Below are 24,793 nucleotides of genomic sequence, written 5' to 3'. Positions count from 1 at the left end.
AGAGGCTAACCCTCGTTGGTGTCGGCATCGCACAGCATGGCGACGCCATGCAGGTCGCACGACAGCACCGCCTGCCGCACCGCTTCGATCGCAGGGCGGCGTGTAAAGCTCTTGCGCCAGGCGATGACCACGCGGCGGGAAGGCCCTGGCGACTTGAATGGCACATAGCGCAGCATGCCATCCTTGTTCTGCATGTCCGGTACCGACGCCTGCGGCAGCACGGTGATGCCGATGCCGGAAGCGACCATGTGGCGGATCGTTTCCAGCGATGAGCCTTCAAACGTGCGTGCAATGCCGTCGCCGCTGGTGGAGTAACGTGACATCTCGGGGCAGACTTCCAGCACCTGGTCCCGGAAGCAGTGGCCGCTGCCGAGCAGGAGCATGGTTTCCGTTTTCAGTTCTTCCGCATCGATGGATTTGCGGTTGGCCCAAGCATGGTGCTTCGGTAGCGCAACGACAAACGGTTCGTCGTACAGGGGCTGAACCATCAGGCCCTGGTCCGCGAATGGCAGCGCCATGATTGCGGCATCGAGTTCGCCTTGCCGCAATAACTCGATCAGCCTTGCCGTGTAGTTTTCCTGCAGCACCAGCGGCATCTGCGGCACACGCTCGATCATGGTCTTGACCAGCGGCGGAAGAAGGTAGGGCGCAATGGTGTAAATCACGCCGAGGCGTAGCGGGCCGGCAAGCGGATCCTTGTTCTGCTTTGCTATTTCCTTGATGGCGGCGGTTTGTTCCAGCACGCGTTCGGCTTGCGCGACAATCTGCGCGCCCAGCGGTGTCATCGAAATCTCGGTGCCGCCACGCTCGAAAATCACAACGCCGAGTTCATCTTCGAGCTTTTTGATCGCGACCGATAGTGTCGGCTGTGCAACGAAACAGGCCTCAGCCGCATGGCCGAAATGCTTTTCGCGTGCAACGGCGACAATGTATTTCAGTTCAGTAAGAGTCATGAAGTGATGTTCGCTTGCCTGATGGCATGACGCCGGTCTGCTCCAGAGAGCGCCATGAAGATATGCGTCCGCATAGTATAAAGATATCGGCCTGCCGCGTCCGGCGATTAGACTTTCAGAAACTCTTCCCGTCCGCCCAGCCAACGCGCCAAGTGTGCTTCCACGGTGGCCGGATCCTCATGCAGCAAGGTTTGCGCCACGTTGCGGGCTTTCTCCACCAGCCATTGGTCTGTTTCCAGATCAGCAAAGCGCAGCATGGCCTGGCCGGACTGGCGGGCTCCCAGGAATTCGCCGGGGCCACGGATTTCCAGGTCGCGTCGCGCGATTTCGAAGCCGTCGGTCGTCTCGCGCATCGTCATCAGGCGCTGCTTTGCGACCGGGCCGAGCGGGCTCTGGTACAGCAGCAGGCATACGCTGGCCGCAGAACCGCGTCCCACCCGGCCGCGCAGCTGATGCAGTTGTGACAAACCAAAACGCTCCGCATGTTCAATGACCATCAGCGATGCGTTGGGTACGTCGACACCCACTTCAATGACGGTTGTGGCAACCAGCACATGGATCTCGCCGCGGATGAATGCGTCCATCACAGTCTGCTTTTCCGCTGGTTTCATGCGGCCGTGCACCAGGCCGACTTGCAGGTTGGGCAAGGCTTCCGACAGCATGGCGCGGGTATCTGTCGCGGTCTGCAATTGCAGGGCTTCGGATTCCTCGATCAGTGGGCAGACCCAATACACCTGACGTCCTTCGAGCGCGGCGGCATGGACGCGTTCAATCACTTCGTCGCGCCGGTTCTGGTCGATGGTGCGGGTGACGATCGGCGTGCGGCCCGGCGGAAGTTCATCAATGACTGATACTTCCAGGTCGGCGTAATACGTCATGGCCAGTGTGCGCGGAATCGGTGTGGCCGACATCATCAGTTGGTGCGGCACGGTGCTCGCGTCCAAGCCCTTGTTGCGCAGCGCAAGGCGCTGGCCGACGCCGAACCGGTGCTGCTCGTCCACAATGACGAGGCCGAGCCGCGCAAACTCCACGCCTTCCTGGATCAGCGCGTGCGTGCCGATCACGAGCTGTGCTTCGCCGGACTCTGCCAGCGCCTGGGCCGCTTCTTTTTCTTTTTTCTTCAGGCTGCCAGTCAGCCAAGCTACCTTTACGCCGAGCGGCTCCATCCAGAGCGCGATCTTGCGAAAATGCTGTTCAGCCAGGATTTCCGTCGGTGCCATCAGCGCGGCCTGAAATCCGCTGTCGATCGCCTGCGATGCGGCCAAGGCTGCGACCACCGTTTTGCCGCTACCGACGTCGCCTTGCAGCAGGCGCTGCATCGGGAATGCTTCCCTCAGATCGGCGCGAATTTCCAGCAGCACGCGCTGTTGCGCGCGAGTGAGCTGGAAAGGCAGGTTCGCGGAAAAAGCCTCGGACAACTGTCCGACCACGGGCAGCGCAGCGGCGCCCTTCGCACGCCGCGCAGCCTGCGCGCGCTTGAGGGAAAGCTGCTGAGCGAGCAGTTCATCGAACTTCATCCGGATCCACGCCGGGTGCGTGCGATCCATCAATGCGTTTTCGCTGACATCGGGCGGCGGGTTGTGCAGCAGTTTGACTGAAGGTTCGAACGGCTGCAGTTTGAGTGAAGCCAGCAGCGACGGCGCCAGCGTATCGCGCCAGTCAATCCGGCTCATCGCGTTGGCAATCGCTTTGCGCAGATAGGCTTGGGACAAGCCTTCGCCAGCGGGGTAGACGGGAGTCAGCGCATCCGGTAACGCATCACCTTCATGCACAACCTTGTAAGTCGGGTGCACCATTTCCGCACCGAAGAAGCCATGGCGGACCTCTCCCCGTGCGCGTACCCGCGTGCCGGCGGCGAGTTGTTTCACCTGACTGCCGTAAAAGTTCAGGAAACGCATCACCAGTTGGCCGGAATCGTCGGCAATCGTGACCACCAGCTGCCGCCGCGGACGATACTGGATGTCGCACTCGGTGACCACGCCTTCCACCTGTGCCGCGTTGCCGCTCATGAAGCTGGCCTCGCGGATCGGCAGGATCTTGGTTTCATCCTCATACCGCAGCGGCAGGTGCAGCACCAGGTCCATGTCCGTGCGCAGGCCAAGGCGTGCCAGCTTGTCCTGGCCGGTATTGGGCTTGGCGCTGGCCTTGGCACCGGCTTTGTCCTTGGCGGAAGGAGCTGACTTTTTCTTGGTTGCAGGCATCAGGCTGGGCGTAAAATAGCGGGTTTGATTTATCCGAAGCGGTGCCCGCCATTGTACGAAATGCCACACACAATGGCTGCATCTTTGGTGGCCTTGCAACCGTCACAGCGACAGGCACCATCCGACACCACCTCAACGCATGTATTCGCTTTCCGATTTTGATTTCGACTTGCCGCAAGAACTGATTGCGCAAGTGCCGCTGCCGGAGCGCAGCGCGTCTCGCCTGTTGCATGTCGATGGCAATCAGTGCATCGACCGCGCCTTTGCGGGCATCGTCGACCAGCTGCAGCCCGGTGACCTGCTCGTGTTCAACGACACGCGCGTGCTGAAGGCGCGCTTTTTCGGCGTCAAGGCAACCGGCGGCAAGGTGGAAGTGCTGGTCGAGCGTGTACTCGACAACCGCACCGTGCATGCCCAGGTCCGCGCGTCGAAATCGCCGCAGCCCGGCAGCACGATCCGTCTTGCCGATGCATTTGACGTCATCGTTGGCGAGCGCGCCGGCGAGTTTTACACCTTGCGTTTTCCCGCTGATGTCTTCGACCTGATCGAAGCGCATGGCCGCCTGCCGTTGCCGCCTTATATCGAGCACGCGGCTGACGAGTTTGACGAAAAGCGCTATCAAACCGTCTATGCAAAGGAGCCGGGCGCGGTGGCGGCACCGACTGCCGGTTTGCATTTTGACCAGCCGCTGCTCGACCGCTTGCGCGACAAGGGTGTGAACTTTGCGTACGTCACACTGCATGTCGGCGCAGGGACGTTCCAGCCGGTGCGTACCGAAAACCTCGCAGAACACAAGATGCACAGCGAGTGGTACACGATTTCGCAGGAAACGGTCGACGCCGTGCGCGCCGCCAAGGCAGCCGGGCGCAATGTGGTCGCCGTGGGCACCACCAGCATGCGTGCGCTGGAATCGGCATCGCAGTCCGGCGAACTGCAGGCCGGCAGCGCTGACACGGCGCTGTTCATCACGCCGGGCTATGTCTTCAAGACGGTCGACCGGCTGATTACCAATTTCCACTTGCCGAAGTCTACGCTCCTGATGCTCGTGTCCGCCTTTGCGGGCTATGACGAGATCCGCGCCGCCTATGCGCACGCAATCAAGAACCGTTACCGCTTTTTCAGCTATGGCGACGCCATGCTTTTGACAAGAAAACCCTCATGCTGAATTTCAAACTGATTAAAACCGATGGCAAGGCCCGCCGCGGCCGCCTGACGCTCAACCACGGCGTCGTCGAAACGCCGATCTTCATGCCGGTCGGCACTTACGGTTCGGTCAAGGCGATGTCGCCGCTCGAACTGCACGATATCGACGCGCAGATCATCCTCGGCAACACCTTCCATCTCTGGCTGCGGCCGGGGCTGGATGTGGTCGGCAAGTTCGACGGTCTGCATCGCTTCATGGGCTGGACCAAGCCGATCCTCACTGATTCCGGCGGCTTCCAGGTATTCTCGCTCGGCGCGATGCGCAAGATTACCGAAGAGGGGGTGAAGTTCGCGTCGCCCATCAACGGCGACAAGCTGTTCCTGTCGCCGGAGATCTCGATGCAGATCCAGCGCGTGCTCAATTCCGACATCGTGATGCAGTTCGACGAATGCACGCCCTACGAAATCAACGGCCTTCCTGCCACCGAGCAGGAGGCGGCGAAGTCCATGCGCATGTCGCTGCGCTGGGCGAAGCGCTCGCGTGATGAATTCAATCGCGGCGAGAATCCGAACGCGCTGTTCGGCATCGTGCAGGGCGGCATGTTCGAGCAATTGCGCGACGAGTCGCTGGCTGGTCTGCAGGACATCGGCTTCGAAGGCATTGCGATCGGCGGCCTGTCCGTCGGCGAGCCGAAGGAGGACATGATGCGCGTGCTGGAACACGTCGGCCCGCGCCTGCCTGCGGACAAGCCGCATTACCTGATGGGCGTCGGCACGCCGGAAGACCTTGTCGCCGGCGTCGCCAACGGCGTCGACATGTTCGACTGCGTGATGCCAACCCGCAACGCGCGTAACGGCTGGATCTTCACCCGCTTCGGTGATATCAAGATCAAGAACTCCCGCTACAAGGACGACGAAAAGCCGCTCGACGAAACCTGCGAATGTTATGCATGCCGCAATTTTTCGCGCGCCTATCTCTATCACTTGCATCGTGCCGGCGAAATCCTCGGGGCGCGGCTCAATACGATCCACAACCTGCACTATTACCTGCAATTGATGCGTGAAATGCGGGCGGCAATCGACGCTGACCGGTTCCAGGCATTTGTTGTGCAATTCCACGCTGATCGGGCGCGCGGCATTTGAGCGCGTGCGCCGGGAGGTGCGGCGAAAAAGTGCCGATTTCTGCTCGTTCGGACCAATTTCGGCATTGCCGAGAACCCCGGCATCGAATGCTAAAATGCCGGGCTAATTAACAAAACTAGATGGAGTAATAACGTGTTCATTTCCAACGCATATGCACAAGCCGCCCCGGCTGCAGGCGCTGAAGGCGGCCTGATGAGCTTTTTGCCGATCATCCTGATGTTCGTTGTGCTGTACTTCCTGATGATCCGTCCGCAGATGAAGCGTCAGAAAGAACAGAAAGCGATGATGGAAGCGCTGGCCAAGGGCGATGAAGTCGTGACCGCCGGCGGTATCCTCGGCAAGGTTACCAAGGTGACCGACGCCTACGTTACCATCGAAATCGCCGACGGGACCGAAGTGGTCGTGCAAAAGGTGGCGGTCGCCACGTTGTTGCCGAAGGGCACCATCAAATCGCTGTAAGGAAAACTGTGCCGGCATCGGCCGGCACTTTCCTTCGGGCATGCCGAGCCCCTCAACATTGAACGTTGAACCCATATGAATCGCTACCCCCTCTGGAAATATATCCTGATCGTCATCGCACTCGTGTTCGGCGTGCTGTACACGGTGCCTAACTTCTTCGGCGAATCTCCCGCAGTACAGATCAGCAGCGCCAAGGCGACCGTGAAGGTCGACTCGTCCACGATGGGGCGCGTCGAAGAAGCGCTCGTCAAGAACGGAATGCAGCCGGACGGGATGTTCTTTGACATGAACGGGACACAGGGCTCGGTGCGCGCCCGTTTCCGCGATACCGACTCCCAGTTCAAGGCCAAGGCGATGCTTGAAAAAGAATTGAATGCCGACCCGGACGATCCGACCTATATCGTCGCGTTCAACCTGCTGCCCAATACGCCGCAATGGCTGCAAAGCATTGGCGCAATGCCAATGTATCTCGGTCTTGACCTGCGCGGCGGCGTGCATTTCCTGATGCAGGTGGATACCAAGGGCGTGCTGAACAAGCGTCTTCAGGGCTTGCAGGCCAGCGTGCGCAGCATCCTGCGCGAGAAAAACGTGCGCCATGCGGGGATCGCACGTAGTGGCGATGCGATTGATATCCGGTTCCGCGACGCGGAAACCCGCGACAAAGCGAAGGAAGTCCTCGCATCGCAACTGGCCGAATTGACGCTGACCGACGCAGTCGACGGCGCCGACCTCAAGCTGGTCGCAACCTTCCGTCCGGATGCGCTCAAGCGTACGGTAGAAGAGGCGGTGCAGCAGAACATCAGCACGCTGTCCAATCGTATCAACGAACTTGGCGTTGCCGAACCGATCATCCAGCGCCAGGGCGCCGACCGCATTGTGGTGCAGTTGCCGGGCGTACAGGACGTGTCGCGCGCGAAGGACATTATCGGCCGCACTGCGACGCTGGAAGTGCGCATGGCGGACGAGTCCGTGATGCGCGGCACCGAGGAAACGGCGGCGATCCCGTTCGGTTCCGAGCTGTTCCGTGTCGGCAAGGGTGCGCCGGTGGTGTTGTACAAGGAACCGGTCATCACCGGCGAATACATCTCCAGCGCCAGCGCCAGCTTCGACCAGAACCAGCAGCCGTCAGTCAGCATCGACCTGAACGGCGACGGCGGTCGCCGCATGCGTGAGGCGACGCGCGACAAGATCGGCAAGGCGATGGCGATCGTGCTGTTCGAAAAGGGCAAGGGTGAGGTCCTGACCGTGGCAACGATCCGCGACGAGCTTGGCTCGCGCTTCCAGATCACCGGAATGGGTTCCTCCGAGGCGGCCAACGATCTTGCGCTGCTGCTGCGCGCCGGGTCGCTCGCGGCACCGATGGAAATCATCGAGGAACGCACGATCGGCCCGCAGCTCGGTGCCGAGAATATCCAGAAGGGCTTCAACTCGACGCTGTACGGCTTCGCTGCGATCGCGATCTTCATGGTCATTTACTACCATCTGTTCGGTTTCTTCAGCGTCTTCGCGCTGACGGTGAACCTGATGCTGCTGATCGCGTTGCTGTCGCTGCTGCAGGCAACGCTGACGTTGCCAGGCATGGCGGCAATCGCCTTCACGCTCGGCATGGCAATCGACGCCAACGTGCTGATCAACGAGCGGATACGCGAAGAGCTGCGTGCCGGCAATTCGCCGCAGGCAGCGATCGCCATTGGTTTCGACCGCGCATGGGCGACGATTCTCGACTCCAACGTTACCACCATGATCGCCGGCCTCGCGCTGCTGATTTTCGGCTCGGGAGCAGTCCGTGGTTTCGCTGTGGTGCATTGCCTCGGTATCCTGACGTCGATTTTCTCGGCAGTCTTCGTGTCGCGTGGCGTTGCAAACCTGTGGTACGGACGCAAGAAGAAGTTGAGCAGCATATCGATCGGCCAAGTATGGAAGCCGAATGCCTGAACAGGTAGTTGAATACGCGCTTTTGGCGGCCGGCCGCCCGAATCTGCGACAGAAAGGAATGTAATGGAGTTATTCCGCATCAAGAAGGACATCCCCTTCATGCGCCACGCGTTGGTCTTCAACGTGATTTCGGTGCTGACGTTCTTGGCAGCAGTCTTTTTCCTGTTCTACAAGGGACTGCATCTCTCGATCGAATTCACTGGCGGTACGGTCATTGAAGTCACGTATTCGAAGCCGGCCGACCTGGAAAACATCCGCAAGTCGATCGAAGAGCTCGGCTATACCGATACCCAGGTGCAGAGTTTCGGCACCGCCCAGGACGTGATGATCCGTCTGCCGGCGCGCAAGGACATCAGCTCTGCTCAGCAGAGTGAGAAGGTGATGTCCGCGCTCAAGGCGAAGGACGAAGCGGTCAGGCTGCAACGCGTCGAGTTTGTCGGTCCGCAGGTGGGTGAAGAGCTTGCACACGACGGTCTGATGGCGCTGGGCATGGTGGTCGTCGGCATCATGATCTACCTGGCGTTTCGCTTCGAATGGAAGTTCGCTGTGGCGGCGATCATCGCCAACCTGCACGACGTGATCATCATCATTGGCTTCTTCGCATTTTTCCAGTGGGAGTTCTCGCTAACCGTTCTGGCGGCCGTATTGGCGATCCTTGGCTATTCGGTCAATGAATCCGTGATCATTTTCGACCGCGTGCGCGAAACCTTCCGCGACCGTCGCTACGGCAAGCTGAGTACCGCAGAAGTCATGAACCACGCAATTACCAGTACGGTTTCCCGTACCATCATTACGCACGGTTCTACGCAGATGATGGTGCTGTCGATGCTGCTATTCGGCGGCGCGACGCTGCATTACTTCGCAATCGCGCTGACGATCGGGATTTTGTTCGGCATCTATTCCTCCGTATTTGTTGCAGCTGCAGTGGCAATGTGGCTGGGTGTCAAACGCGAAGACCTGCTCAAGCCGGTCAAGGAAAAGGATGAAACAGACGGTGCCGTCGTGTAGTGAAATCACCCGGAACGATAGAGAAGCCGGCACGAGCCGGCTGATGAATGAACCAATAAAAAACCTCGCCTTCTTGCGAAGGCGGGGTTTTTTATTTGCATGTCGGGATCAATGGTCAGGCTGGTGGATCTGAGTGCATGCCTGAACGGTCCGTTCCAGAACAGTCGCGTGCACATTGAGACGCCGTACTGCCTGTAGTTGCTTTGCAGCTACAGGCAGCTTACGAGAGGGATGAAGCGCGAAGGCCTCAGACCTTGCGGGCGAGCTCCGCGGCGCGTCCGATGTAATTCGCGGGCGTCATCGCAAGAAGCTGGTCCTTGGCTTGCTGCGGAATGGCCAGGCCGTTAATGAAATCACGCAGCGCATCTTTGGAAATGCCTTTGCCGCGGGTGAGTTCCTTCAACTGCTCGTAGGGGTTTTCGATGCCGTAGCGGCGCATTACCGTCTGGACCGGCTCGGCGAGGACTTCCCACGTCGCGTCCAGGTCTTCCGCAAGGCGTGCCGGATTTACCTCCAGCTTGTTCAGGCCGCGCAGGCAGCTGTCATAGGCAAGGACCGCGTAGCCGAATGCCACACCGATGTTGCGCAGTACGGTGGAATCGGTCAGGTCGCGCTGCCAGCGTGATACCGGCAGCTTTTCGGACAGGTGTTTGAGCACCGCGTTGGCCAGGCCAAGATTGCCCTCGGAATTTTCGAAGTCGATCGGATTGACCTTGTGTGGCATCGTTGACGACCCGATCTCGCCGGCCTTGGTTTTCTGCTTGAAATAGCCGAGAGAGATGTAACCCCAGATGTCGCGGTTCAGGTCGAGCAGGATGGTGTTGACGCGAGCGATTGCGTCGAACAACTCCGCCATGTAATCGTGCGGCTCGATCTGGATTGTGTAAGGATTGAAAACGAGGCCGAGGCGCTGCTCGATGACGTTCTTTGAGAACGCCTCCCAGTCAAAATCGGGATAGGCGGAGATGTGGGCGTTGTAGTTGCCGACCGCGCCGTTCATCTTGCCGAGGATTTCGACGCCGGCAATGCGCTGCTCTGCGCGCTTCAGGCGGGCGACGACGTTGGCGATTTCCTTGCCGAGCGTCGTCGGGCTCGCCGGTTGACCATGCGTGCGCGACAGCATTGGCAGTGTGGCATTTTCATGCGCGATCTCGGTCAGCCGGCTGATCACGGTCTTCAGCGCCGGCAGCAGGACGCTGTCGCGCGCGGCCTTGAGCATCATCCCATGGGACGTGTTGTTGATGTCCTCCGAGGTACAGGCAAAGTGGATGAACTCGGAAGCGGCGACGAGCTCCGGGATATCCTTGACCTTTTCCTTCAGCCAGTATTCGACTGCTTTCACGTCATGATTCGTGACGGCTTCGATTTCCTTGATGCGCTGTGCGTCGGCTTCGCTGAATTCCGCCGCCAGCTTGTCCAGGAGCGCGTTGGCAGCAGCGGAGAATGGCTTGATCTCGGCGAAACCGGCATTCGAGAGTGCCTGCAACCAGGCGATTTCCACTTTCACGCGGTGATGCATGAAGCCGGCTTCAGAGAGGATGGGGCGCAGCTTGTCAGTCTTGGCAGCGTAGCGGCCATCCAACGGAGAGAGAGCGGAGAGGGCGGAAAGCGACATGGTGTTTAGAGCGATGAAGTGATTGAAAAATGCGAAGCGACCTGCAAAATCGCGTAATAACGTGGAATCCGGCATTTTACCATTGGCGATTTCGCCTAAATTCCGGACTGTTGAAGCCCCCTGCATCAGCGCTGTCATTCATTGGAAGGTGTGCCCCAATGTTATAATCGCGGCCAGTTCTTACCATACGCAACTATGAAACTCATCGGTTCCCTTACCAGTCCTTATGTCCGTAAAGTCCGCGTAGTCATGGCGGAAAAGAAGCTCGACTACGAGCTGGTTCTGGAAAACGTGTGGGCACCCGACACCACGATCCTGGAGTCCAATCCGCTGGGCAAGGTGCCCTGCCTGGTGATGGAAGATGGTGGCGCAATGTTTGATTCGCGCGTCATCGTCGAATACCTCGACACGCTGACTCCGGTCGGAAAACTGATCCCGCCGAACGGCCGCGAACGTGCAGAAGTCAAGTGCTGGGAAGCCTTGGCGGATGGTGTGCTGGATGCCGGAGTGCTGGTTCGCCTGGAGCGTACGCTGCGTCCCGAGTCACAGCAAAGCCCGGAATGGATCACGCGCCAGTTGGCGAAGGTCGATGCAGGCCTTAAGGCAATGGCAACCGGATTGAAAGATACCCCCTTCTGCACCGGCACGTATTACACGCTCGCAGACGTCTCAGTTGGCTGCGCACTCGGCTGGCTGTCGTTCCGCTTTCCCGAAATTGATTGGCGTGAACGGCATCCGAATCTTGCGAAGCTGTTCGATAAGCTGTCGGAACGGCAGTCGTTCAAGGACACCGTGCCGCAGTAAGCATCACGCCGAGCGGGACACTTAGCGGTGCTGGCGGCACCGGCAAAGGAAAAAGGCAGTCGAGTGATCGACTGCCTTTTTCCTTTGTGGGTCAGCAACGCTGCGGGAACTGTCCAGCGATCACTGCTTCCGGTCGAGGGCGAAGATGTGCGTCAAGCCGCAATGGCAGCCGCCGGGAACATCAAGGGTTGCGGTTCGCGCGAGCCTTCTTCGAGGCATTCGCGCAGAACGGTCTTCGCACAGGAATTGCACTTCCCGCAGCATGTGCCGACACTCAGTTTGTCGCGCAGCTCGGGCATTGAGCGTACACCCGATTCCACGGCTTGGCGTATTTTTCTCTCGGAGACGTTGTGGCAGACGCAGACGATCATCGATGGAACTCTTTTAGTAAACAAATACGATGTAATTAGCGCGCGCCGGTCACGAATCGGCGCAGGCGGCTTTGTTTGGTTGTGGACTTGATCGCGTGCTCGACAACACCGGCCCACTGCTCCGACAGATGTCGACACGTCGCCCGCAATACGGGCGCCAACTCCGGCTGCTCGGCCAATGCCTTGAGATGGCGCTCAATGACAGAAGCGAGTTTCGTGCAACCGGCCCCTTCCTGATTGTTGGCCGTGTAATGCGACATCAAGTGCAGCACTGCGGAAACCAGTAATTCAGGCTGGGCTGTGGTGTTCGTGGGTTCGAAAAATGCTGCGTTCATTGTCTCGGTTGCCATGTCGGACTCCTTTTGCGATTCCTATTCGCTGGCTGTCATCGATTCCGATGCTGGCTGGCACACGTAATTAAATAATGTGTATCTATAGCAGGACGTGGAAGGCTCAGGCGGTCAGGATCAGCTTGTTCAGCTGCGTCAGGCGCAGCCGGTAGATCCGGCCCTGATGGTCGATCTCGACTTCACGTTGCTGCTGGAACAACTCTTCACTCTTGATCCGGATCGCCTGCGCAGCAGGTGATTCAGGTCGCCGTGCGACTTGGTGCTCTGCCGCATCAGTCGCCGGAGGTAAGAGTTGCGCCATAATCTAGTCCTTTTATAAATACGAACAATTCTCATTTAGATTATTGTCGATCCCAGTGAGGATTGCAAGGCTTTTTAGGATGGAGCTGGCAAGGAAGAGATTTGTGGGAAATTTGTGAAGAGTAACCGCTGCTTTTTTGCGAAAGCAGATGCCTTTCTTCACGGAGGGTATGTCGCGGCAAGCACTTTTACTGCAATCGCTTGGTCGGACGGCGACCGCCTCACTGCGCGAAGCAGTGAGGCGGCAATCGAAGAGCGGGGAAGGGGAACGCTACGTAAAAGATTGCAAGGCTGCAGCGGCATCGATGATGCCACCACCCAGGCAGACGTCGCCGTCATAAAGAACAGCGGATTGGCCGGGCGTGACAGCCCATTGCGGCGTGTTGAAAGAAAGGGAAAATCGGTCCGCGGCCACACTCGAAAGCGTGCATGGCACATCCGCTTGCCGGTAGCGCGTTTTTGCTGTGAACTGGCCGGAAACCGGAGCCTCACCGGCAATCCAGCTCGACTGGCCGGCGTCAAGCGTTGCCGCAAGCAACCAGGGATGATCGTGCCCCTGAACTACATAGAGTGTGTTGTTCTCGACATCCTTTTTCGCCACGTACCAGGCATCACTGTTTCCCGCCGCATTCTGATAAGATCTGATGCTGCCCAGACCGATACCCTTGCGCTGGCCGAGAGTGTAGAAGCTCAACCCGACATGCTCACCCACAAGTTTTCCGTCTGGTGTCTTCATCGGACCTGGCTTGTAGGACAGATAACGGTTCAAAAATTCGCGGAACGGACGCTCACCGATGAAGCAGATTCCGGTCGAGTCCTTCTTTTTCGCGTTTGGCAGGCCGATCTTCTCGGCAATCTGCCTGACCTCCGTCTTCGGAATTTCGCCGAGCGGGAAGAGTGTCTTTGACAGCTGCGCCTGATTAAGCCGGTGCAGAAAGTAGCTTTGATCCTTGCTGGCATCGAGCGCCTTGAGCAATTCATACCGTCCTGCACTCGGCCCGCTGTCGACCCGGCGGACCCGCGCGTAATGGCCGGTCGCAATCAGGTCGGCACCAAGCTTCATTGCATGGTCGAGGAATGCCTTGAACTTGATCTCCGCATTGCACAGCACATCGGGATTGGGCGTGCGACCTGCCTGATATTCACGCAGGAATTCCGCGAAGACCCGGTCCTTGTACTCGGCAGCAAAATTCACCGCTTCGATATCGACGCCCACCACATCCGCGACGCTCGCAGCGTCAATCCAATCCTGGCGCGTCGAGCAGTATTCCGAATCGTCATCGTCTTCCCAGTTTTTCATGAACAGGCCGATGACCTCGTAACCTTGTTCCTTAAGCAGCCACGCGGAAACGGAGGAGTCGACGCCGCCCGACATGCCGATGACGACACGCTTTTTAGCCATTGAAAACCCCGATGGCGCTTGGGTGGGTATAAATCAGTGATAACGGAGCACCCTTGCCGGCCAGATAGTCGTCCACGCAGCGCAGGACAAGCGGACTGCGGTGCTTTTCCTCGCACTTCAGCATTTCCTCGCGTGTCATCCAGACGGTGCGCAGGATGCCGTGGTCGAGCGCGCGGTCGTGCGCGCGGCCGAGCTTACCCGCAAAGGCAAAACGCAGGTAAGTCACCTCGAGACCGGTGCGCGACGAAATGTAGCGCGACATATACATGCCGACGAGTGAAGTCGGCGAGAAATCATAAGCAGCCTCTTCCAGTGTTTCGCGGGCGACGGCTTCGATCAGGGATTCATTCGGGTCGAGATGGCCGGCCGGTTGATTGAACCGGATACCATCGCTGGTCTCTTCTTCGACCAATAGGAAACGGCCTTCCCGCTCGATGACGGCGGCGACAGTGACAGAAGGTTTCCAAACGTCAGACATAGTATTCCTCAGAGAGGGCGCCATTGTACCTCGCAGGCTTGGCTCACGCCGTTGTTGTGCGGATGGCGGCCCGGTAGATGCAGTAAAAGAATTGGAAGAGGAATAATGTGCCGTAGGGCAGCACTGACATTGATAACAAACAATTTTTATTGTTACGGCAATTAATCGAAGGACAAACGCAGCTATATTCCTTCTCGGTCACTTTTTCCTTTATTCTCCTTCTATCGGCGGACCAGCAAATAGGCCGATTTTAGAGGGCCGTATCGGCAAAACTTAAAAAAGAACGGTTGTGCTAATTTTTGATTTGCGTGTAAGATCGGCGTAAGAATTTCTTGCAAAAGAACTTCTTTCGCGCGGAAAGTCACCTGAAATTCGGTGTTCCTGCTGGGAAAGAGATGATCCGCCGATATGATCATCAATATTTCGTCGCAATGTCATTTGCAACGGAAACCACGTGTAGGGCAATTGGGAGAAAAAATGCAACGCATCATGCTTCGGTCGAAGATCCATCGAGTAACGGTTACACAGGCCGATTTGCATTACGAGGGTTCATGCGGGATCGATGAGAACTTGCTGGAAGCCGCAGACATCAAGGAGTTCGAGAAAATCGAACTCTACAACATCAACAACGGGGAGCGTTTTTCGACCTACGCCATCAAGGGCAAGCGCGGCAGCGGGGAGATTTCGCTCAACGGTGCCGCGGCACGGCGCGCGCATTTGGGGGACCTGCTCATTATCTGCACTTATGCGCCGATGAATGAAACCGAGGTGGAAACCTACGTTCCGAAGATTGTCTTTGTCGACGACAAGAACCAGATGACCGGTCTCAAGAAGTAATTGCAGCAAAGGGCGGGGCCACGCCTCGCCTTACTATAAAAGGTAGTCCCGAAACGGTCCTCAGTTCCATCCAATAAAACAACTTATATAACAACCAAGGGGAAAGCGTATGCCTCTATTAATTGGAGTACCGCGAGAAGTCTTTCCGGGTGAAAAACGCGTGGCGACAGTGCCAGACGTCGTCGAAAAGCTCATCAAGCTGGGTTTTTCGGTCCAGGTCGAAACCGGCGCAGGCGACGCGGCCAATTTCAGTGATGAGACCTATCGCGTGGCCGGTGCTGGCATCGTCGACAGTGCAGCCACGCTGTGGGCCACGTCCGACATCGTCTTCAAGGTGCGCCCGCCGAGCCCCGAAGAAGTCGGCATGATGCGCGAAGAGGGCACGCTGATTTCCTTCATCTGGCCAGCGCAGAACCCTGAATTGATGGAACAACTGGCAGCGAAGAAGGCGACTGTGCTCGCCATTGACGCGCTGCCGCGTACACTGAGCCGTGCCCAAAAGATGGACGCGTTGACCTCTCAGGCTGGCGTTGCCGGCTATCGCGCCGTCATCGAGGCTGCCAACGCATTCGGACGATTCTTCAACGGCCAAGTGACGGCCGCCGGCAAGATTCCGCCGGCCAAGGTCTTCGTCGCCGGTGCCGGCGTTGCCGGTCTTGCCGCAATTGGCACCGCCGCGGGTCTGGGTGCAATCGTGCGCGCCAATGACACCCGTGCCGAAGTGGCTGACCAGGTCGTGTCGCTGGGCGGGGAATTCGTCAAGGTCGATTACGAGGAAGAAGGCTCCGGCGGCGGTGGCTATGCCAAGGTGATGAGCGAAGGATTCCAGCAAGCCCAGCGCGAGATGTATGCCAAGCAGGCGAGGGAGGTCGACGTCATCATTACGACCGCTTTGATCCCAGGAAAACCGGCACCCAAGCTGATCACCGCCGATATGGTGAAGAGCATGAAGCCGGGCAGTGTCATTGTCGACATGGCTGCCGAACAGGGCGGCAACTGCGAACTGACCGAACCCGGCCAGGCGGTGGTGAAGCATGGCGTGACCATCGTTGGCTACACTGACCTCGTCAGCCGTCTGTCAAAGCAATCGTCCACGCTGTATTCGACCAACCTGTTGCGCTTGACCGAAGAGCTGTGCAAGACCAAGGACGGCATCATCAACGTCAATATGGACGATGATGCCATTCGCGGCCTGACCGTGATCAAGGACGGTGAGGTCACATGGCCACCACCTGCACCGAAGCAGCCCGCCGCGCCCGCCAAACCGGCTGCGGCCAAGCCGGCCGCAGCGCCTGCGTCAAAGGGACATGGCCACGGACCGAGCGGCGAAGCCATGTCCGGCACCAAGATGGCAATCCTGTTCGGCGTCGTCGCCGCACTGTTCTGGTTCATCGGCGCCTACGCTCCGGCAGCCTTCCTCGGCCACTTCACGGTGTTCGTGCTGGCCTGCTTCGTCGGGTACATGGTGGTATGGAACGTCACGCCGTCGCTGCATACGCCGCTCATGAGCGTGACGAACGCGATCTCGAGCATTATCGCCATTGGCGCACTGGTGCAGATTGCTCCGCCCCTGACTGAAGGCATTGAGCGTCCGGGCGACTGGATCCGCTGGCTGGCAGTGATCGGCATCGTGCTTACAACGATCAACATGTTCGGCGGCTTCGCCGTGACGCGCCGCATGCTGGCGATGTTCCGCAAATAAGGGAGGCGATAATAATGTCAGAAAGTCTCACAACGGTTGCCTACATCGGCGCAACCATCCTCTTCATCCTCAGTTTGGGTGGACTATCCCACCCTGAAACGGCTCGGCGAGGGAATCTGTACGGCATGATCGGTATGGCCATCGCCGTGCTCGCTACGATCTTCGGTCCGCATGTCACTTCGGTTGGTCTGCCCTGGATCATTGGCGCGATGGTCGTCGGTGGTGCAATCGGCCTGTACGCTGCACGCGTCGTGCAGATGACGCAGATGCCGGAGCTGGTCGCATTGATGCACAGCCTGGTCGGCCTGGCTGCAACGCTGGTCGGCTATGCGAGCTACATTGACCCGGCGGCATCGGCCAACTTCACCGGCGCTGAAAAGGTGATCCATGAGGTTGAAATCTACATCGGCATCCTGATCGGTGCGGTGACCTTCTCCGGTTCGATTATCGCTTTCGGCAAGCTGTCAGGACGCATCGGCGGCAAGCCGCTGCTGCTGCCGGCACGCCACTGGCTGAACCTGGCCGGGCTCCTGATCGTCATCTACTTCGGTGCGCAATTCCTCAAGGCCGAATCGATCAACGAAGGCATGACGCCGCTCATCGTGATGACCGTGATCGCACTGCTGTTCGGTATTCACATGGTGATGGCAATCGGCGGTGCCGACATGCCGGTGGTGGTGTCGATGCTGAACAGCTATTCCGGTTGGGCAGCGGCGGCAACGGGCTTCATGTTGTCGAACGACTTGCTGATCGTGACCGGTGCGCTGGTCGGCTCCAGCGGTGCAATTCTGTCTTACATCATGTGCCGCGCGATGAACCGCAATTTCATCAGCGTGATCGCCGGCGGCTTCGGCTCCGAGGGCGGGAAGCCTGCTCCTGCCGGTGGAGGTGCAGCGCAACCTGCAGGCGAAGTAGTGCCAGTGTCGGCTGTTGAAACGGGTGAACTGCTGCGTGAAGCAAAGAACGTGATCATCGTTCCTGGATATGGCATGGCAGTCGCGCAAGCTCAGCACACGGTGTACGAGATCACCAAGCACCTCCGTGAGAAAGGCGTGAATGTCCGGTTCGGCATCCATCCGGTTGCAGGTCGGATGCCTGGCCACATGAACGTACTGCTCGCCGAAGCGAAGGTCCCGTACGACATCGTGATGGAGATGGATGAAATCAACGAGGACTTCGCGGATACGGATGTTGCGATGGTGATCGGCGCTAACGACATCGTGAATCCGGCAGCGATGGAGGACCCGAGCAGCCCGATCGCCGGCATGCCGGTGCTTGAAGTCTGGAAGGCGAAGACATCGATCGTGATGAAGCGCAGCATGGCTTCCGGCTACGCCGGAGTGGACAATCCTCTGTTCTACAAGGAAAACAACCGCATGTTGTTCGGCGATGCAAAGAAGATGCTGGACGAGGTGCTGGTAGCCTTGAAGGCAGCCTGATTCCTCATCAACGAAGAAAAAGCCGCGCGTGCGCGGCTTTTTTATTGAGGGTTCTATTGACGCGAGCCGAACATCATTTGCTCTGCAAGCATCCTTCTCGCTGGCGGTAGCGTGTCGAGCAGCGCCAGCGAGAAGCCGAGAAGCGATTGTGATGGCGCACCGTCCGGTGCACTGGTAAAGATACGTGCCATGGTGTCCGTCAGCCGTATTGTAATGTTACGATCGTTTTCCCGTTCCTGCGCAAAGCGGCCGAGCATGTCAGGCGTCGCGGCTTTCGCCAGCAATCGTGAAAGTACCGCAACATCCCGCAGGCCGAGATTCAGCCCCTGCCCCGCGACCGGATGCAGGGTTTGTGCGGCATTGCCGACAGCGACGGTTCGCGCCGAGTAGGCAGCATGGGCGTTGAGGCCAAGAGGATAGGTGACCCGCGGCGTCGCGCTCACAAAATGCCCAAGGCGCGAGCCAAATGCACGTTCGAGCGCTCCAAGGAATTCCCTGTCCGGCAGGGATTGCAACCGGGAGGCGGTTGCGGGGCGCACGCACCAGACAAGGGCGTAACCGTCGTCTTGCGGGAGCAAGGCAAGAGGGCCTTCCTCCGTGAAGCGCTCGAACGCACGATGCGCTATGGGAGCACTTGCGACAACATGGGAGATGATTCCCGACTGTCCATAGTCGCGCCGAACGGACTTGGCCGCCTGATCCGAAAAGACGCCGCCTTCGGCCTGCACCATCAGATTCACGGTCCGGATATTGCCGTCAGCAAATCGCAGCTCGACATGGTCCTGGTACTCTGAGAAAGAAGTGACGTGCGCGGGACGCAACACTGTCACACCTGACTGCGCCACACGCGCCGACATTGCCGCCACCAGCGCGCCATAACGTGTGACGTATCCGAGCGCAGGTACACCGAACTCATTGCGGTCGATGAAGGTCCGTCCGAAATGCCCACGACGGGAGATATGGATCTGGTGGATGGCGTCCGTAGGGACTGGCCAGATGCCGATTTCTTCGAGAATCTGTTTGCTGCCGTAGGAGAGCGCCAGGGACCGTGGATCCTTGCATGCGGCGTCCAGTGGTTTGGCATCAATCAGTGCGATTCGACCGGCCGGCATGCCGCGTTTAACAAGCAGCAGCGCCAGTGCCAGCCCGACCGGGCCGGCGCCGCAGATCGCAATGTCAAATTCCGTCGTAACCATCGCCGGGTGGTCAGCCTTTCATGACCGCTTCGATATCGGCAACCGATTTTGGCGCATCAGCGGTAATGATGTCGCAACCGTCTTCGGTCACCACTGCGTCGTCTTCAATGCGGATGCCGATGTTCCAGAAATGCTCCGGTACACCGGGTTCCGGGCGGACGTAAATGCCGGGTTCGATGGTGAGCACCATACCGGGTTGCAGGATGCGCCAGTCGCGCTCGCTGCCTGCGGCAGATTGTTCGCGATAGTCGCCGACATCATGCACATCCATTCCGAGCCAGTGGCCTGTGCGGTGCATGTAAAACTGCCGATAGGCGCCTTTCTCGATGACGTCCTCAAGCGAGCCGACCTTGTTCTTATCCAGCAGACCGGTATCGAGCATCCCCTGCGCCAGAACACGCACCGCCGCATCATGGCCGTCAATAAAGCGCTTGCCGGGCCTGGTATCGGCGATCGCTGCTGCCTGGGAGGCGAGCACGATTTCATAAAGCTCTTTTTGCGGTCCGCTGAACTTGCCATTCGCAGGGAAGGTGCGCGTGATGTCCGAGGCATAGCTGTCGAGCTCAGCGCCGGCATCGATCAGGATCAGGTCGCCATCCCTGATTTCTGTATCGCTGGCCCGGTAATGCAAAACGCAGGCATTGGCGCCTGTCGCGACAATCGATCCATAGGCGGGGAATTGCGAACCGTGGCGCCGGAATTCATGCAGCAATTCTGCCTCGAGATGATACTCACGCAGGCCGGGACGCGCGGTTTGCATTGCGCGTCGATGGGCACCTGCGGAAATCACGGCTGCACGTTTCATGATCGCGATTTCTGCTGCGTCCTTCACGAGGCGCATTTCGTCCAGGATCACGTGTACATCATGTGCGACGGACGGTGCGGCAACGCCAGCGCGCGCCTGCAGGCGGACCGTGCGCAGCCAGGCGTGTACCTGGCTGTCCAGTCTGCTGTCGCTGCCAAGCGCATAGAACAAGGCTGGTGCATCTGCCATCAGTTTCGGCATTTCGCCATCGAGCGCGCTGATCGGGAACGCGGCATCAAAACCGAACGCTTCGCGTGCCGCTTCAGGGCCGTAGCGATAGCCGTCCCAGATCTCGCGCTCGACGTTTTTCTCGCGGCAGAACAGGATCGACTGCCTCTCCTTGCCGGCGACCAGGACGATGATTGCTTCCGGTTCGGTAAAACCGGACAGATAATGGAAATAGCTGTCGTGTCGATAGGGATAGTCGGCGTCGCGGTTACGCATGACTTCGGGCGCGGTTGGGATGATCGCCACGCCGCCGCCTTTTGCCTGCATCTCGTCCATCAACGCGGCACGTCGTGCTGCATATGATTTCATGTTGCGGATCCTTTATTCGCCGTTCAGTTGTGCCAGCCTTTGGGGCGTTCCGACGTCGGTCCAGTCGCCGCGATATATCTCACCGCCGACTTGTCCGCGTGCCGCATATTCCCGCAGGATGGGGGCAAGTTGCGCCGATTGGCCCGGCTTGACGGAGTCGAACATTCCGATGCGATAGACGCCGATGCCGGAGAAGGTATAGCGCGGTTCGCCTTCGTTAGCGACCGAGAAGCTGTTGAGTGCGAAATCGCCTTTGGGGTGGTGTGCCGGATTTTTGACCAGATACAGCCATGCCACATCGCGCTTGTCGACCGGATGGGGATTGCCCCACATGTCGTTATCCTGCAGTGCTTCCTTGACCTGCTCGAAATCAAAATGCGGGCAGTAGATATCTGCCGCAATTGCCACGAAGGGATCTTCACCCAGCAGATGCCTTGCCTTTGCGATGCCGCCGGCGGTTTCCAGCGCGGTGCCTTCTGCCGAATAGGCAATGTTGGCGCCGAACCTGGAACCGTCGCCCAGCGCTTCCTCGATCATGTGGCCGAGGTGGGCATGGTTGATCACGATATCTTTGATGCCGGCGCGCACGAGATTCAAGATGTGCCAGACGATGAGCGGCCGGCCGCGCACTTTCAGCAGTGGCTTGGGGCAGCTGTCAGTCAGGGGGCGCATTCGCTCGCCACGTCCCGCAGCGAAAATCATGGCTTTCATTGTGCTGATCTTCCAGTGTGCGGTTTTCTCGCCTCGTCAGAAAGTAAACCCGACCTGGGGCCCTTTTTCTTCCAGTTCGTCGAGCAGGCGAATCAGGGGGGAGAGCAGCTTGTAGCGGCCGGCCGCCTTGCGGGTATATTCCATCACCAGCGGCATGTCTTTCAGATAGGCGTCTTTGCCGTCGCGGTGGTACAGCCGGGCGAAAATGCCAAGCACTTTCAGGTGCCGCTGCAGGCCCATGAACTCGAAATCGCGATAGAAGGCGTCGATGTCCGGGTTCACCGGCAGGCCGGCACGCTTGGCGCGCTCCCAGTAGCGAATCGCCCAGTCGAGAACCATTTCTTCGTCCCACTGGATATACGCGTCGCGCAGCAGCGAGACGAGGTCATACGTGATCGGCCCGTAAACCGCATCCTGGAAATCGAGAATCCCTGGATTTCCGTTGGGCAGGACCATCAGATTGCGCGAATGGTAATCACGATGCACGTAGACTTGCGGTTGCGCCAGGTTATTTGCCAGGAGGACTTCGAAAACCTTGTTCAGTTCTTCTGTTTGCTTGTCTGACAATGTCAGTCCGAGATGTTTGCCGACATACCAATCCGGGAACAGCATCAGCTCGCGATGCAGCAGCGCGCGGTCATACTCCGGCAGTACATCCGGCTTGCTTTGTGCCTGAATCAGAACCAGCGCGTCAATCGCATCGAGGTAGAGCTTGTGCGCGCTGTCATTGTTCAGATGATGCAGATACGTGGTCGATCCCAGGTCAGTCAGCAGCAGGAAGCCGCGCTCGACGTCTTGCGCCAGGATCTTTGGTACCGAAACGCCCGTCTGCCCGAACACATCGGCGACATGAAGAAAAGGTCGGACGTCTTCATTCGGTGGCGGCGCGTCCATCGCAATGTAGGTGCCGCCATCGGGAGAGTCAACACGGAAATAGCGACGGAAGCTTGCATCCGATGATGCTGGCCGAATCGACTCCGGCAAAACGGGGTTGGCGGGCACATTGGCAAGCCATTCTTGCAACTGGATTAAACGAAGATCTTGGGATGCGGGTGACGACATGAAACTACCTGGACAATCCGGTTAACGGGAGATGAGTTCCCATATAATAAGGGATTCAACTCAAAAAAGCGCCAGCGACCCTTCTTTTCATGAGCCGCTTTTCCGGATTTCCCCCATCGCAACGTTTACTGCGCACCCTTACCGCTCTCCTGACGGCGGCGTCTTTGCCCACGATGGTTTCGGCGCAGGCAAACACAGAGGACAAGCGTGCCAAGGAGGATGAGAAGAGTGCTCCTGCGACAGCCAGTGCGGAGCAAATGACAGGCCGGCCCGACCGGGAGCTGAACCTTGAGCGCGATGTCGAGATCACGCGTGGTCCGATGACGATCAATGCCGACAAGGCAACCTATCGCATCGTGGACGACGAGGTGGAGGCTGTCGGCAATGTGCGAATCCGCCGCTCCGGCGATACCTATACCGGCGATGAGCTGAAACTCAAGGTTGAAGCGCAGGAGGGATATGTTTTGCATCCCACCTATCATCTGGAAACCAATAACGCGCAAGGAAGCGCAGACCGGATTGTCTTCGAAGGGGAAGACCGTGCCACCGTATACGAGGGGTCTTACAGCACCTGTGAAGGACCGGACCCGGACTGGTACCTGAAGTCGAGCAAGCTGAACCTGGATGCGGCCCGCGAGGAGGGCTTTGCCCAAAAGACGCTGGTGTATTTCAAGGACGTGCCGATTCTGGCGACGCCGGCGATGTCGTTCCCGTTGTCGGAGGCGCGCAAGAGCGGTTTTCTTCCACCGACCATCGGCACTACCAACAAGAACGGGCTTGAAGTTACTGTTCCTTATTACTGGAATATCGCGCCCAACCGGGATTTGACGCTTTTCCCCAAACTGTATGCCCGAAGGGGCGTGCAGCTCGGTGCTGAGGGGCGGTATCTGGGTGAAACTTATACCGGTCAGACCAGCGTCGAGGCACTGTTCGACGACCAGCAGACGCACACCGACCGGTATGCGATTTCCTCCATACATACGCAGACGCTCGCGCCGGGCTGGACCTATGCATGGAATCTGAATAGCGCATCGGATGATGATTACCCGAGCGACTTTGCGCGGACCATCACGACTGCGTCGCAAAGGTTGTTGTTGCGCGATATGTCGCTGTCATACGGCAGCAGTTTTTGGGGAGCGACTCTGCGCGCGTCCAATTACCAGGTGTTGCAGGATCCGAATCCGGCATACCAGATTGGCAGACCCCATGACCGCCTGCCACAGCTGGCTTTTTACGCAGCACGACAGGATGTTTATGGTTTCGACTGGAACGTCGATTCCGATCTCACGCGCTTTTGGCATCCGAATGCAGTACTTCCCCGTGGCGAGCGCTTTGTTGTCAATCCGAGGATCGCCTATCCGATCATTCGCCCCGGCTATTTCGTGACGCCCAAGATTGCGTTCCATGCCAGCACGTATAGCCTCGAGAACCGACCGACAGGTGAGTCCACGAGCTTGACGCGCACTGTTCCGACATTCTCGGTGGACAGCGGCATGGTCTTCGAGCGGGACGCGCAGTTCTTCGGCAATGCAATGACGCAGACCCTCGAGCCACGTCTCTTTTATGTGTACACGCCGTACCGCGATCAGTCGGAATTTCCCATCTTCGATACAGGCCTCGCGGACCTGAACTTCGCACAGCTCTTCAGCGAGAATCGCTTTGTCGGCCACGACCGTATCAGCGACGCAAACCAGGTCACTGCGGCATTGATTTCCCGTTATATCGAACCCAGTGGCGAGGAGCGCATGCGTTTTGCCATCGGGCAGCGCTTCGACTTTACCGGGTCAGGCAGGGAACGTGTGGCGGCAACCAATGAAAGCCGCTCTGACATATTGATGTCGGCCTATGGGCGAATCACGCGCGCATTCAGCGTGGACTCCAACTTGCAATACAGTCAGACATTGAACTCGATGCGTCGCTCCAATTTTGGCGTCCGCTGGCAACCTGCGCCTATGCGCGTACTGAACGTGCAATACAGGCGCGATACCAACGTGCTTCAGCTGGATCAGAGAACGGGCGTAATCCGGCCTGAAGACCTGAGGCAGTTTGACGTATCGGCGCAATGGCCCTTCGCACGGCGCTGGTATGGCGTCGGCCGCGTGAATTACTCGCTTCGTGACAGCAAGGTTGCGGAAGGTCTGCTCGGCGTCGAATACAAGGCGGACTGCTGGGTATTCCGCGTTGTCGGCCAACGTACGCCGACAGCTGCCGGCGAGGCAACAACATCGCTCTTCTTCCAGCTGGAGCTGAACGGGCTCACCCGTCTTGGTTCAAATCCGCTTGATGCGCTGCGTGCCAACATTCCCGGCTACCAGCTGATCAACCAACCCAGTAATCCTTAA

At 58.5% G+C, this 24,793-nt stretch carries 22 protein-coding genes; 10 read left to right on the top strand and 12 right to left on the bottom strand.

Translation table 11 applies throughout. From position 1 onward, the window contains the following. Nucleotides 1-5: 5 nt before the first annotated feature. Nucleotides 6-953 carry a hydrogen peroxide-inducible genes activator gene (locus ACYVIA_RS14035; protein WP_460841777.1) on the bottom strand — a complete coding sequence of 316 codons (948 nt, stop codon included), beginning with the start codon at nucleotides 951-953 and terminating at the stop codon, nucleotides 6-8. 107 nt (nucleotides 954-1,060) lie between these two features. Further along, complete coding sequence (gene recG / locus ACYVIA_RS14030) at nucleotides 1,061-3,154, bottom strand: ATP-dependent DNA helicase RecG (RefSeq protein ID WP_460841775.1); 2,094 nt, start codon at nucleotides 3,152-3,154, stop codon at nucleotides 1,061-1,063. Nucleotides 3,155-3,293: 139 nt separating this feature from the next. Here recG and queA point away from each other — a divergent pair, with 139 nt between their 5' ends. The 5 genes from queA to secF all read left to right on the top strand — a co-directional run bounded on the left by queA (nucleotide 3,294) and on the right by secF (nucleotide 8,842). Then, nucleotides 3,294-4,319 carry a tRNA preQ1(34) S-adenosylmethionine ribosyltransferase-isomerase QueA gene (queA, locus tag ACYVIA_RS14025; RefSeq protein WP_460841773.1) on the top strand — a complete coding sequence of 342 codons (1,026 nt, stop codon included), beginning with the start codon at nucleotides 3,294-3,296 and terminating at the stop codon, nucleotides 4,317-4,319. Then, nucleotides 4,313-5,440, top strand: a complete 1,128-nt coding sequence (gene tgt / locus ACYVIA_RS14020) for a tRNA guanosine(34) transglycosylase Tgt (protein WP_460841770.1) — start codon at nucleotides 4,313-4,315, stop codon at nucleotides 5,438-5,440. Before queA ends, tgt begins: the two co-directional genes overlap by 7 nt. A 132-nt stretch (nucleotides 5,441-5,572) precedes the next feature. Further along, entirely contained in the window at nucleotides 5,573-5,899 is a 327-nt protein-coding gene (gene yajC / locus ACYVIA_RS14015) for a preprotein translocase subunit YajC (protein ID WP_460841768.1), read from the top strand. A gap of 75 nt (nucleotides 5,900-5,974) precedes the next feature. Next, nucleotides 5,975-7,834, top strand: coding sequence for a protein translocase subunit SecD (secD, locus tag ACYVIA_RS14010; RefSeq protein WP_460841766.1), 1,860 nt, complete (start codon nucleotides 5,975-5,977; stop codon nucleotides 7,832-7,834). Nucleotides 7,835-7,897: 63 nt separating this feature from the next. Then, entirely contained in the window at nucleotides 7,898-8,842 is a 945-nt protein-coding gene (gene secF / locus ACYVIA_RS14005; protein WP_460841764.1) for a protein translocase subunit SecF, read from the top strand. A gap of 247 nt (nucleotides 8,843-9,089) precedes the next feature. Here secF and purB read toward each other — a convergent pair whose 3' ends face one another. Next, nucleotides 9,090-10,457 (bottom strand): adenylosuccinate lyase, encoded by a 1,368-nt coding sequence (gene purB / locus ACYVIA_RS14000; protein ID WP_460841762.1) that lies wholly within the window; start codon nucleotides 10,455-10,457, stop codon nucleotides 9,090-9,092. A gap of 195 nt (nucleotides 10,458-10,652) precedes the next feature. On the opposite strand from purB, the gene ACYVIA_RS13995 reads away from it, so the two are divergent. Next, nucleotides 10,653-11,261 carry a glutathione S-transferase family protein gene (locus ACYVIA_RS13995; protein WP_460841760.1) on the top strand — a complete coding sequence of 203 codons (609 nt, stop codon included), beginning with the start codon at nucleotides 10,653-10,655 and terminating at the stop codon, nucleotides 11,259-11,261. A gap of 152 nt (nucleotides 11,262-11,413) precedes the next feature. Here ACYVIA_RS13995 and ACYVIA_RS13990 read toward each other — a convergent pair whose 3' ends face one another. The 5 genes from ACYVIA_RS13990 to ACYVIA_RS13970 all read right to left on the bottom strand — a co-directional run bounded on the left by ACYVIA_RS13990 (nucleotide 11,414) and on the right by ACYVIA_RS13970 (nucleotide 14,162). Continuing rightward, complete coding sequence (locus ACYVIA_RS13990) at nucleotides 11,414-11,632, bottom strand: (2Fe-2S)-binding protein (RefSeq protein WP_460841758.1); 219 nt, start codon at nucleotides 11,630-11,632, stop codon at nucleotides 11,414-11,416. Between the two features lie 35 nt (nucleotides 11,633-11,667). Further along, nucleotides 11,668-11,982: a hypothetical protein gene (locus ACYVIA_RS13985; RefSeq protein ID WP_460841756.1), complete on the bottom strand. Its 315-nt coding sequence runs from the start codon at nucleotides 11,980-11,982 to the stop codon at nucleotides 11,668-11,670. Nucleotides 11,983-12,085: 103 nt separating this feature from the next. Continuing rightward, entirely contained in the window at nucleotides 12,086-12,283 is a 198-nt protein-coding gene (hemP, locus tag ACYVIA_RS13980) for a hemin uptake protein HemP (RefSeq protein WP_460841754.1), read from the bottom strand. Nucleotides 12,284-12,553: 270 nt separating this feature from the next. Further along, on the bottom strand, nucleotides 12,554-13,684 hold the full coding sequence (gene mnmA, locus ACYVIA_RS13975; RefSeq protein WP_460841752.1) for a tRNA 2-thiouridine(34) synthase MnmA: 1,131 nt from the start codon (nucleotides 13,682-13,684) through the stop codon (nucleotides 12,554-12,556). Continuing rightward, the gene (locus ACYVIA_RS13970; protein WP_460841751.1) at nucleotides 13,677-14,162 is read right to left on the bottom strand and encodes an NUDIX hydrolase; all 486 of its coding nucleotides are present in this window, start codon (nucleotides 14,160-14,162) and stop codon (nucleotides 13,677-13,679) included. Before ACYVIA_RS13970 ends, mnmA begins: the two co-directional genes overlap by 8 nt. A gap of 477 nt (nucleotides 14,163-14,639) precedes the next feature. On the opposite strand from ACYVIA_RS13970, the gene panD reads away from it, so the two are divergent. From panD to pntB, 3 genes are all read left to right on the top strand, one after another. Then, a complete protein-coding gene (panD, locus tag ACYVIA_RS13965; RefSeq protein ID WP_460841748.1) occupies nucleotides 14,640-14,999 on the top strand; it encodes an aspartate 1-decarboxylase in 360 nt (119 codons plus the stop codon). Between the two features lie 109 nt (nucleotides 15,000-15,108). Then, nucleotides 15,109-16,701 (top strand): Re/Si-specific NAD(P)(+) transhydrogenase subunit alpha, encoded by a 1,593-nt coding sequence (locus ACYVIA_RS13960; RefSeq protein ID WP_460841746.1) that lies wholly within the window; start codon nucleotides 15,109-15,111, stop codon nucleotides 16,699-16,701. A gap of 14 nt (nucleotides 16,702-16,715) precedes the next feature. After that, on the top strand, nucleotides 16,716-18,140 hold the full coding sequence (gene pntB / locus ACYVIA_RS13955) for a Re/Si-specific NAD(P)(+) transhydrogenase subunit beta (RefSeq protein ID WP_460841744.1): 1,425 nt from the start codon (nucleotides 16,716-16,718) through the stop codon (nucleotides 18,138-18,140). 53 nt (nucleotides 18,141-18,193) lie between these two features. On the opposite strand, the gene ACYVIA_RS13950 is transcribed toward pntB, so the two are convergent. From ACYVIA_RS13950 to ACYVIA_RS13935, 4 genes are read right to left on the bottom strand one after another with little or no spacing between them, the layout of a single operon-like run. Next, nucleotides 18,194-19,336, bottom strand: a complete 1,143-nt coding sequence (locus ACYVIA_RS13950) for an FAD-dependent monooxygenase (RefSeq protein ID WP_460841742.1) — start codon at nucleotides 19,334-19,336, stop codon at nucleotides 18,194-18,196. A 10-nt stretch (nucleotides 19,337-19,346) separates the two neighbouring features. Next, nucleotides 19,347-20,678, bottom strand: coding sequence for a Xaa-Pro aminopeptidase (gene pepP / locus ACYVIA_RS13945; protein ID WP_460841740.1), 1,332 nt, complete (start codon nucleotides 20,676-20,678; stop codon nucleotides 19,347-19,349). 12 nt (nucleotides 20,679-20,690) lie between these two features. Further along, complete coding sequence (gene murU, locus ACYVIA_RS13940) at nucleotides 20,691-21,389, bottom strand: N-acetylmuramate alpha-1-phosphate uridylyltransferase MurU (protein ID WP_460841738.1); 699 nt, start codon at nucleotides 21,387-21,389, stop codon at nucleotides 20,691-20,693. A gap of 36 nt (nucleotides 21,390-21,425) precedes the next feature. After that, nucleotides 21,426-22,451: an aminoglycoside phosphotransferase family protein gene (locus ACYVIA_RS13935; protein WP_460841736.1), complete on the bottom strand. Its 1,026-nt coding sequence runs from the start codon at nucleotides 22,449-22,451 to the stop codon at nucleotides 21,426-21,428. A gap of 89 nt (nucleotides 22,452-22,540) precedes the next feature. Here ACYVIA_RS13935 and ACYVIA_RS13930 point away from each other — a divergent pair, with 89 nt between their 5' ends. Beyond that, complete coding sequence (locus ACYVIA_RS13930) at nucleotides 22,541-24,793, top strand: LPS-assembly protein LptD (protein WP_460841735.1); 2,253 nt, start codon at nucleotides 22,541-22,543, stop codon at nucleotides 24,791-24,793.

The sequence above is a fragment of the Noviherbaspirillum agri genome (assembly GCF_054780595.1).
Note: the sequence above shows the minus strand (reverse complement) of the source record. Positions and strands in the feature narration are given on the sequence as shown.

Excerpts from the sequence above, each read along its gene's own strand:
- ACYVIA_RS14035 (WP_460841777.1), bottom strand. The coding sequence starts at position 953 with ATGACTCTTACTGAACTGAAATACATTGTCGCCGTTGCACGCGAAAAG.
- recG (WP_460841775.1), bottom strand. The coding sequence starts at position 3,154 with ATGCCTGCAACCAAGAAAAAGTCAGCTCCTTCCGCCAAGGACAAAGCC.
- queA (WP_460841773.1), top strand. The coding sequence starts at position 3,294 with ATGTATTCGCTTTCCGATTTTGATTTCGACTTGCCGCAAGAACTGATT.
- tgt (WP_460841770.1), top strand. The coding sequence starts at position 4,313 with ATGCTGAATTTCAAACTGATTAAAACCGATGGCAAGGCCCGCCGCGGC.
- secD (WP_460841766.1), top strand. The coding sequence starts at position 5,975 with ATGAATCGCTACCCCCTCTGGAAATATATCCTGATCGTCATCGCACTC.
- secF (WP_460841764.1), top strand. The coding sequence starts at position 7,898 with ATGGAGTTATTCCGCATCAAGAAGGACATCCCCTTCATGCGCCACGCG.
- purB (WP_460841762.1), bottom strand. The coding sequence starts at position 10,457 with ATGTCGCTTTCCGCCCTCTCCGCTCTCTCTCCGTTGGATGGCCGCTAC.
- ACYVIA_RS13995 (WP_460841760.1), top strand. The coding sequence starts at position 10,653 with ATGAAACTCATCGGTTCCCTTACCAGTCCTTATGTCCGTAAAGTCCGC.
- ACYVIA_RS13990 (WP_460841758.1), bottom strand. The coding sequence starts at position 11,632 with ATGATCGTCTGCGTCTGCCACAACGTCTCCGAGAGAAAAATACGCCAA.
- ACYVIA_RS13985 (WP_460841756.1), bottom strand. The coding sequence starts at position 11,982 with ATGGCAACCGAGACAATGAACGCAGCATTTTTCGAACCCACGAACACC.
- hemP (WP_460841754.1), bottom strand. The coding sequence starts at position 12,283 with ATGGCGCAACTCTTACCTCCGGCGACTGATGCGGCAGAGCACCAAGTC.
- mnmA (WP_460841752.1), bottom strand. The coding sequence starts at position 13,684 with ATGGCTAAAAAGCGTGTCGTCATCGGCATGTCGGGCGGCGTCGACTCC.
- ACYVIA_RS13970 (WP_460841751.1), bottom strand. The coding sequence starts at position 14,162 with ATGTCTGACGTTTGGAAACCTTCTGTCACTGTCGCCGCCGTCATCGAG.
- panD (WP_460841748.1), top strand. The coding sequence starts at position 14,640 with ATGCAACGCATCATGCTTCGGTCGAAGATCCATCGAGTAACGGTTACA.
- ACYVIA_RS13960 (WP_460841746.1), top strand. The coding sequence starts at position 15,109 with ATGCCTCTATTAATTGGAGTACCGCGAGAAGTCTTTCCGGGTGAAAAA.
- pntB (WP_460841744.1), top strand. The coding sequence starts at position 16,716 with ATGTCAGAAAGTCTCACAACGGTTGCCTACATCGGCGCAACCATCCTC.
- ACYVIA_RS13950 (WP_460841742.1), bottom strand. The coding sequence starts at position 19,336 with ATGGTTACGACGGAATTTGACATTGCGATCTGCGGCGCCGGCCCGGTC.
- pepP (WP_460841740.1), bottom strand. The coding sequence starts at position 20,678 with ATGAAATCATATGCAGCACGACGTGCCGCGTTGATGGACGAGATGCAG.
- murU (WP_460841738.1), bottom strand. The coding sequence starts at position 21,389 with ATGAAAGCCATGATTTTCGCTGCGGGACGTGGCGAGCGAATGCGCCCC.
- ACYVIA_RS13935 (WP_460841736.1), bottom strand. The coding sequence starts at position 22,451 with ATGTCGTCACCCGCATCCCAAGATCTTCGTTTAATCCAGTTGCAAGAA.
- ACYVIA_RS13930 (WP_460841735.1), top strand. The coding sequence starts at position 22,541 with ATGAGCCGCTTTTCCGGATTTCCCCCATCGCAACGTTTACTGCGCACC.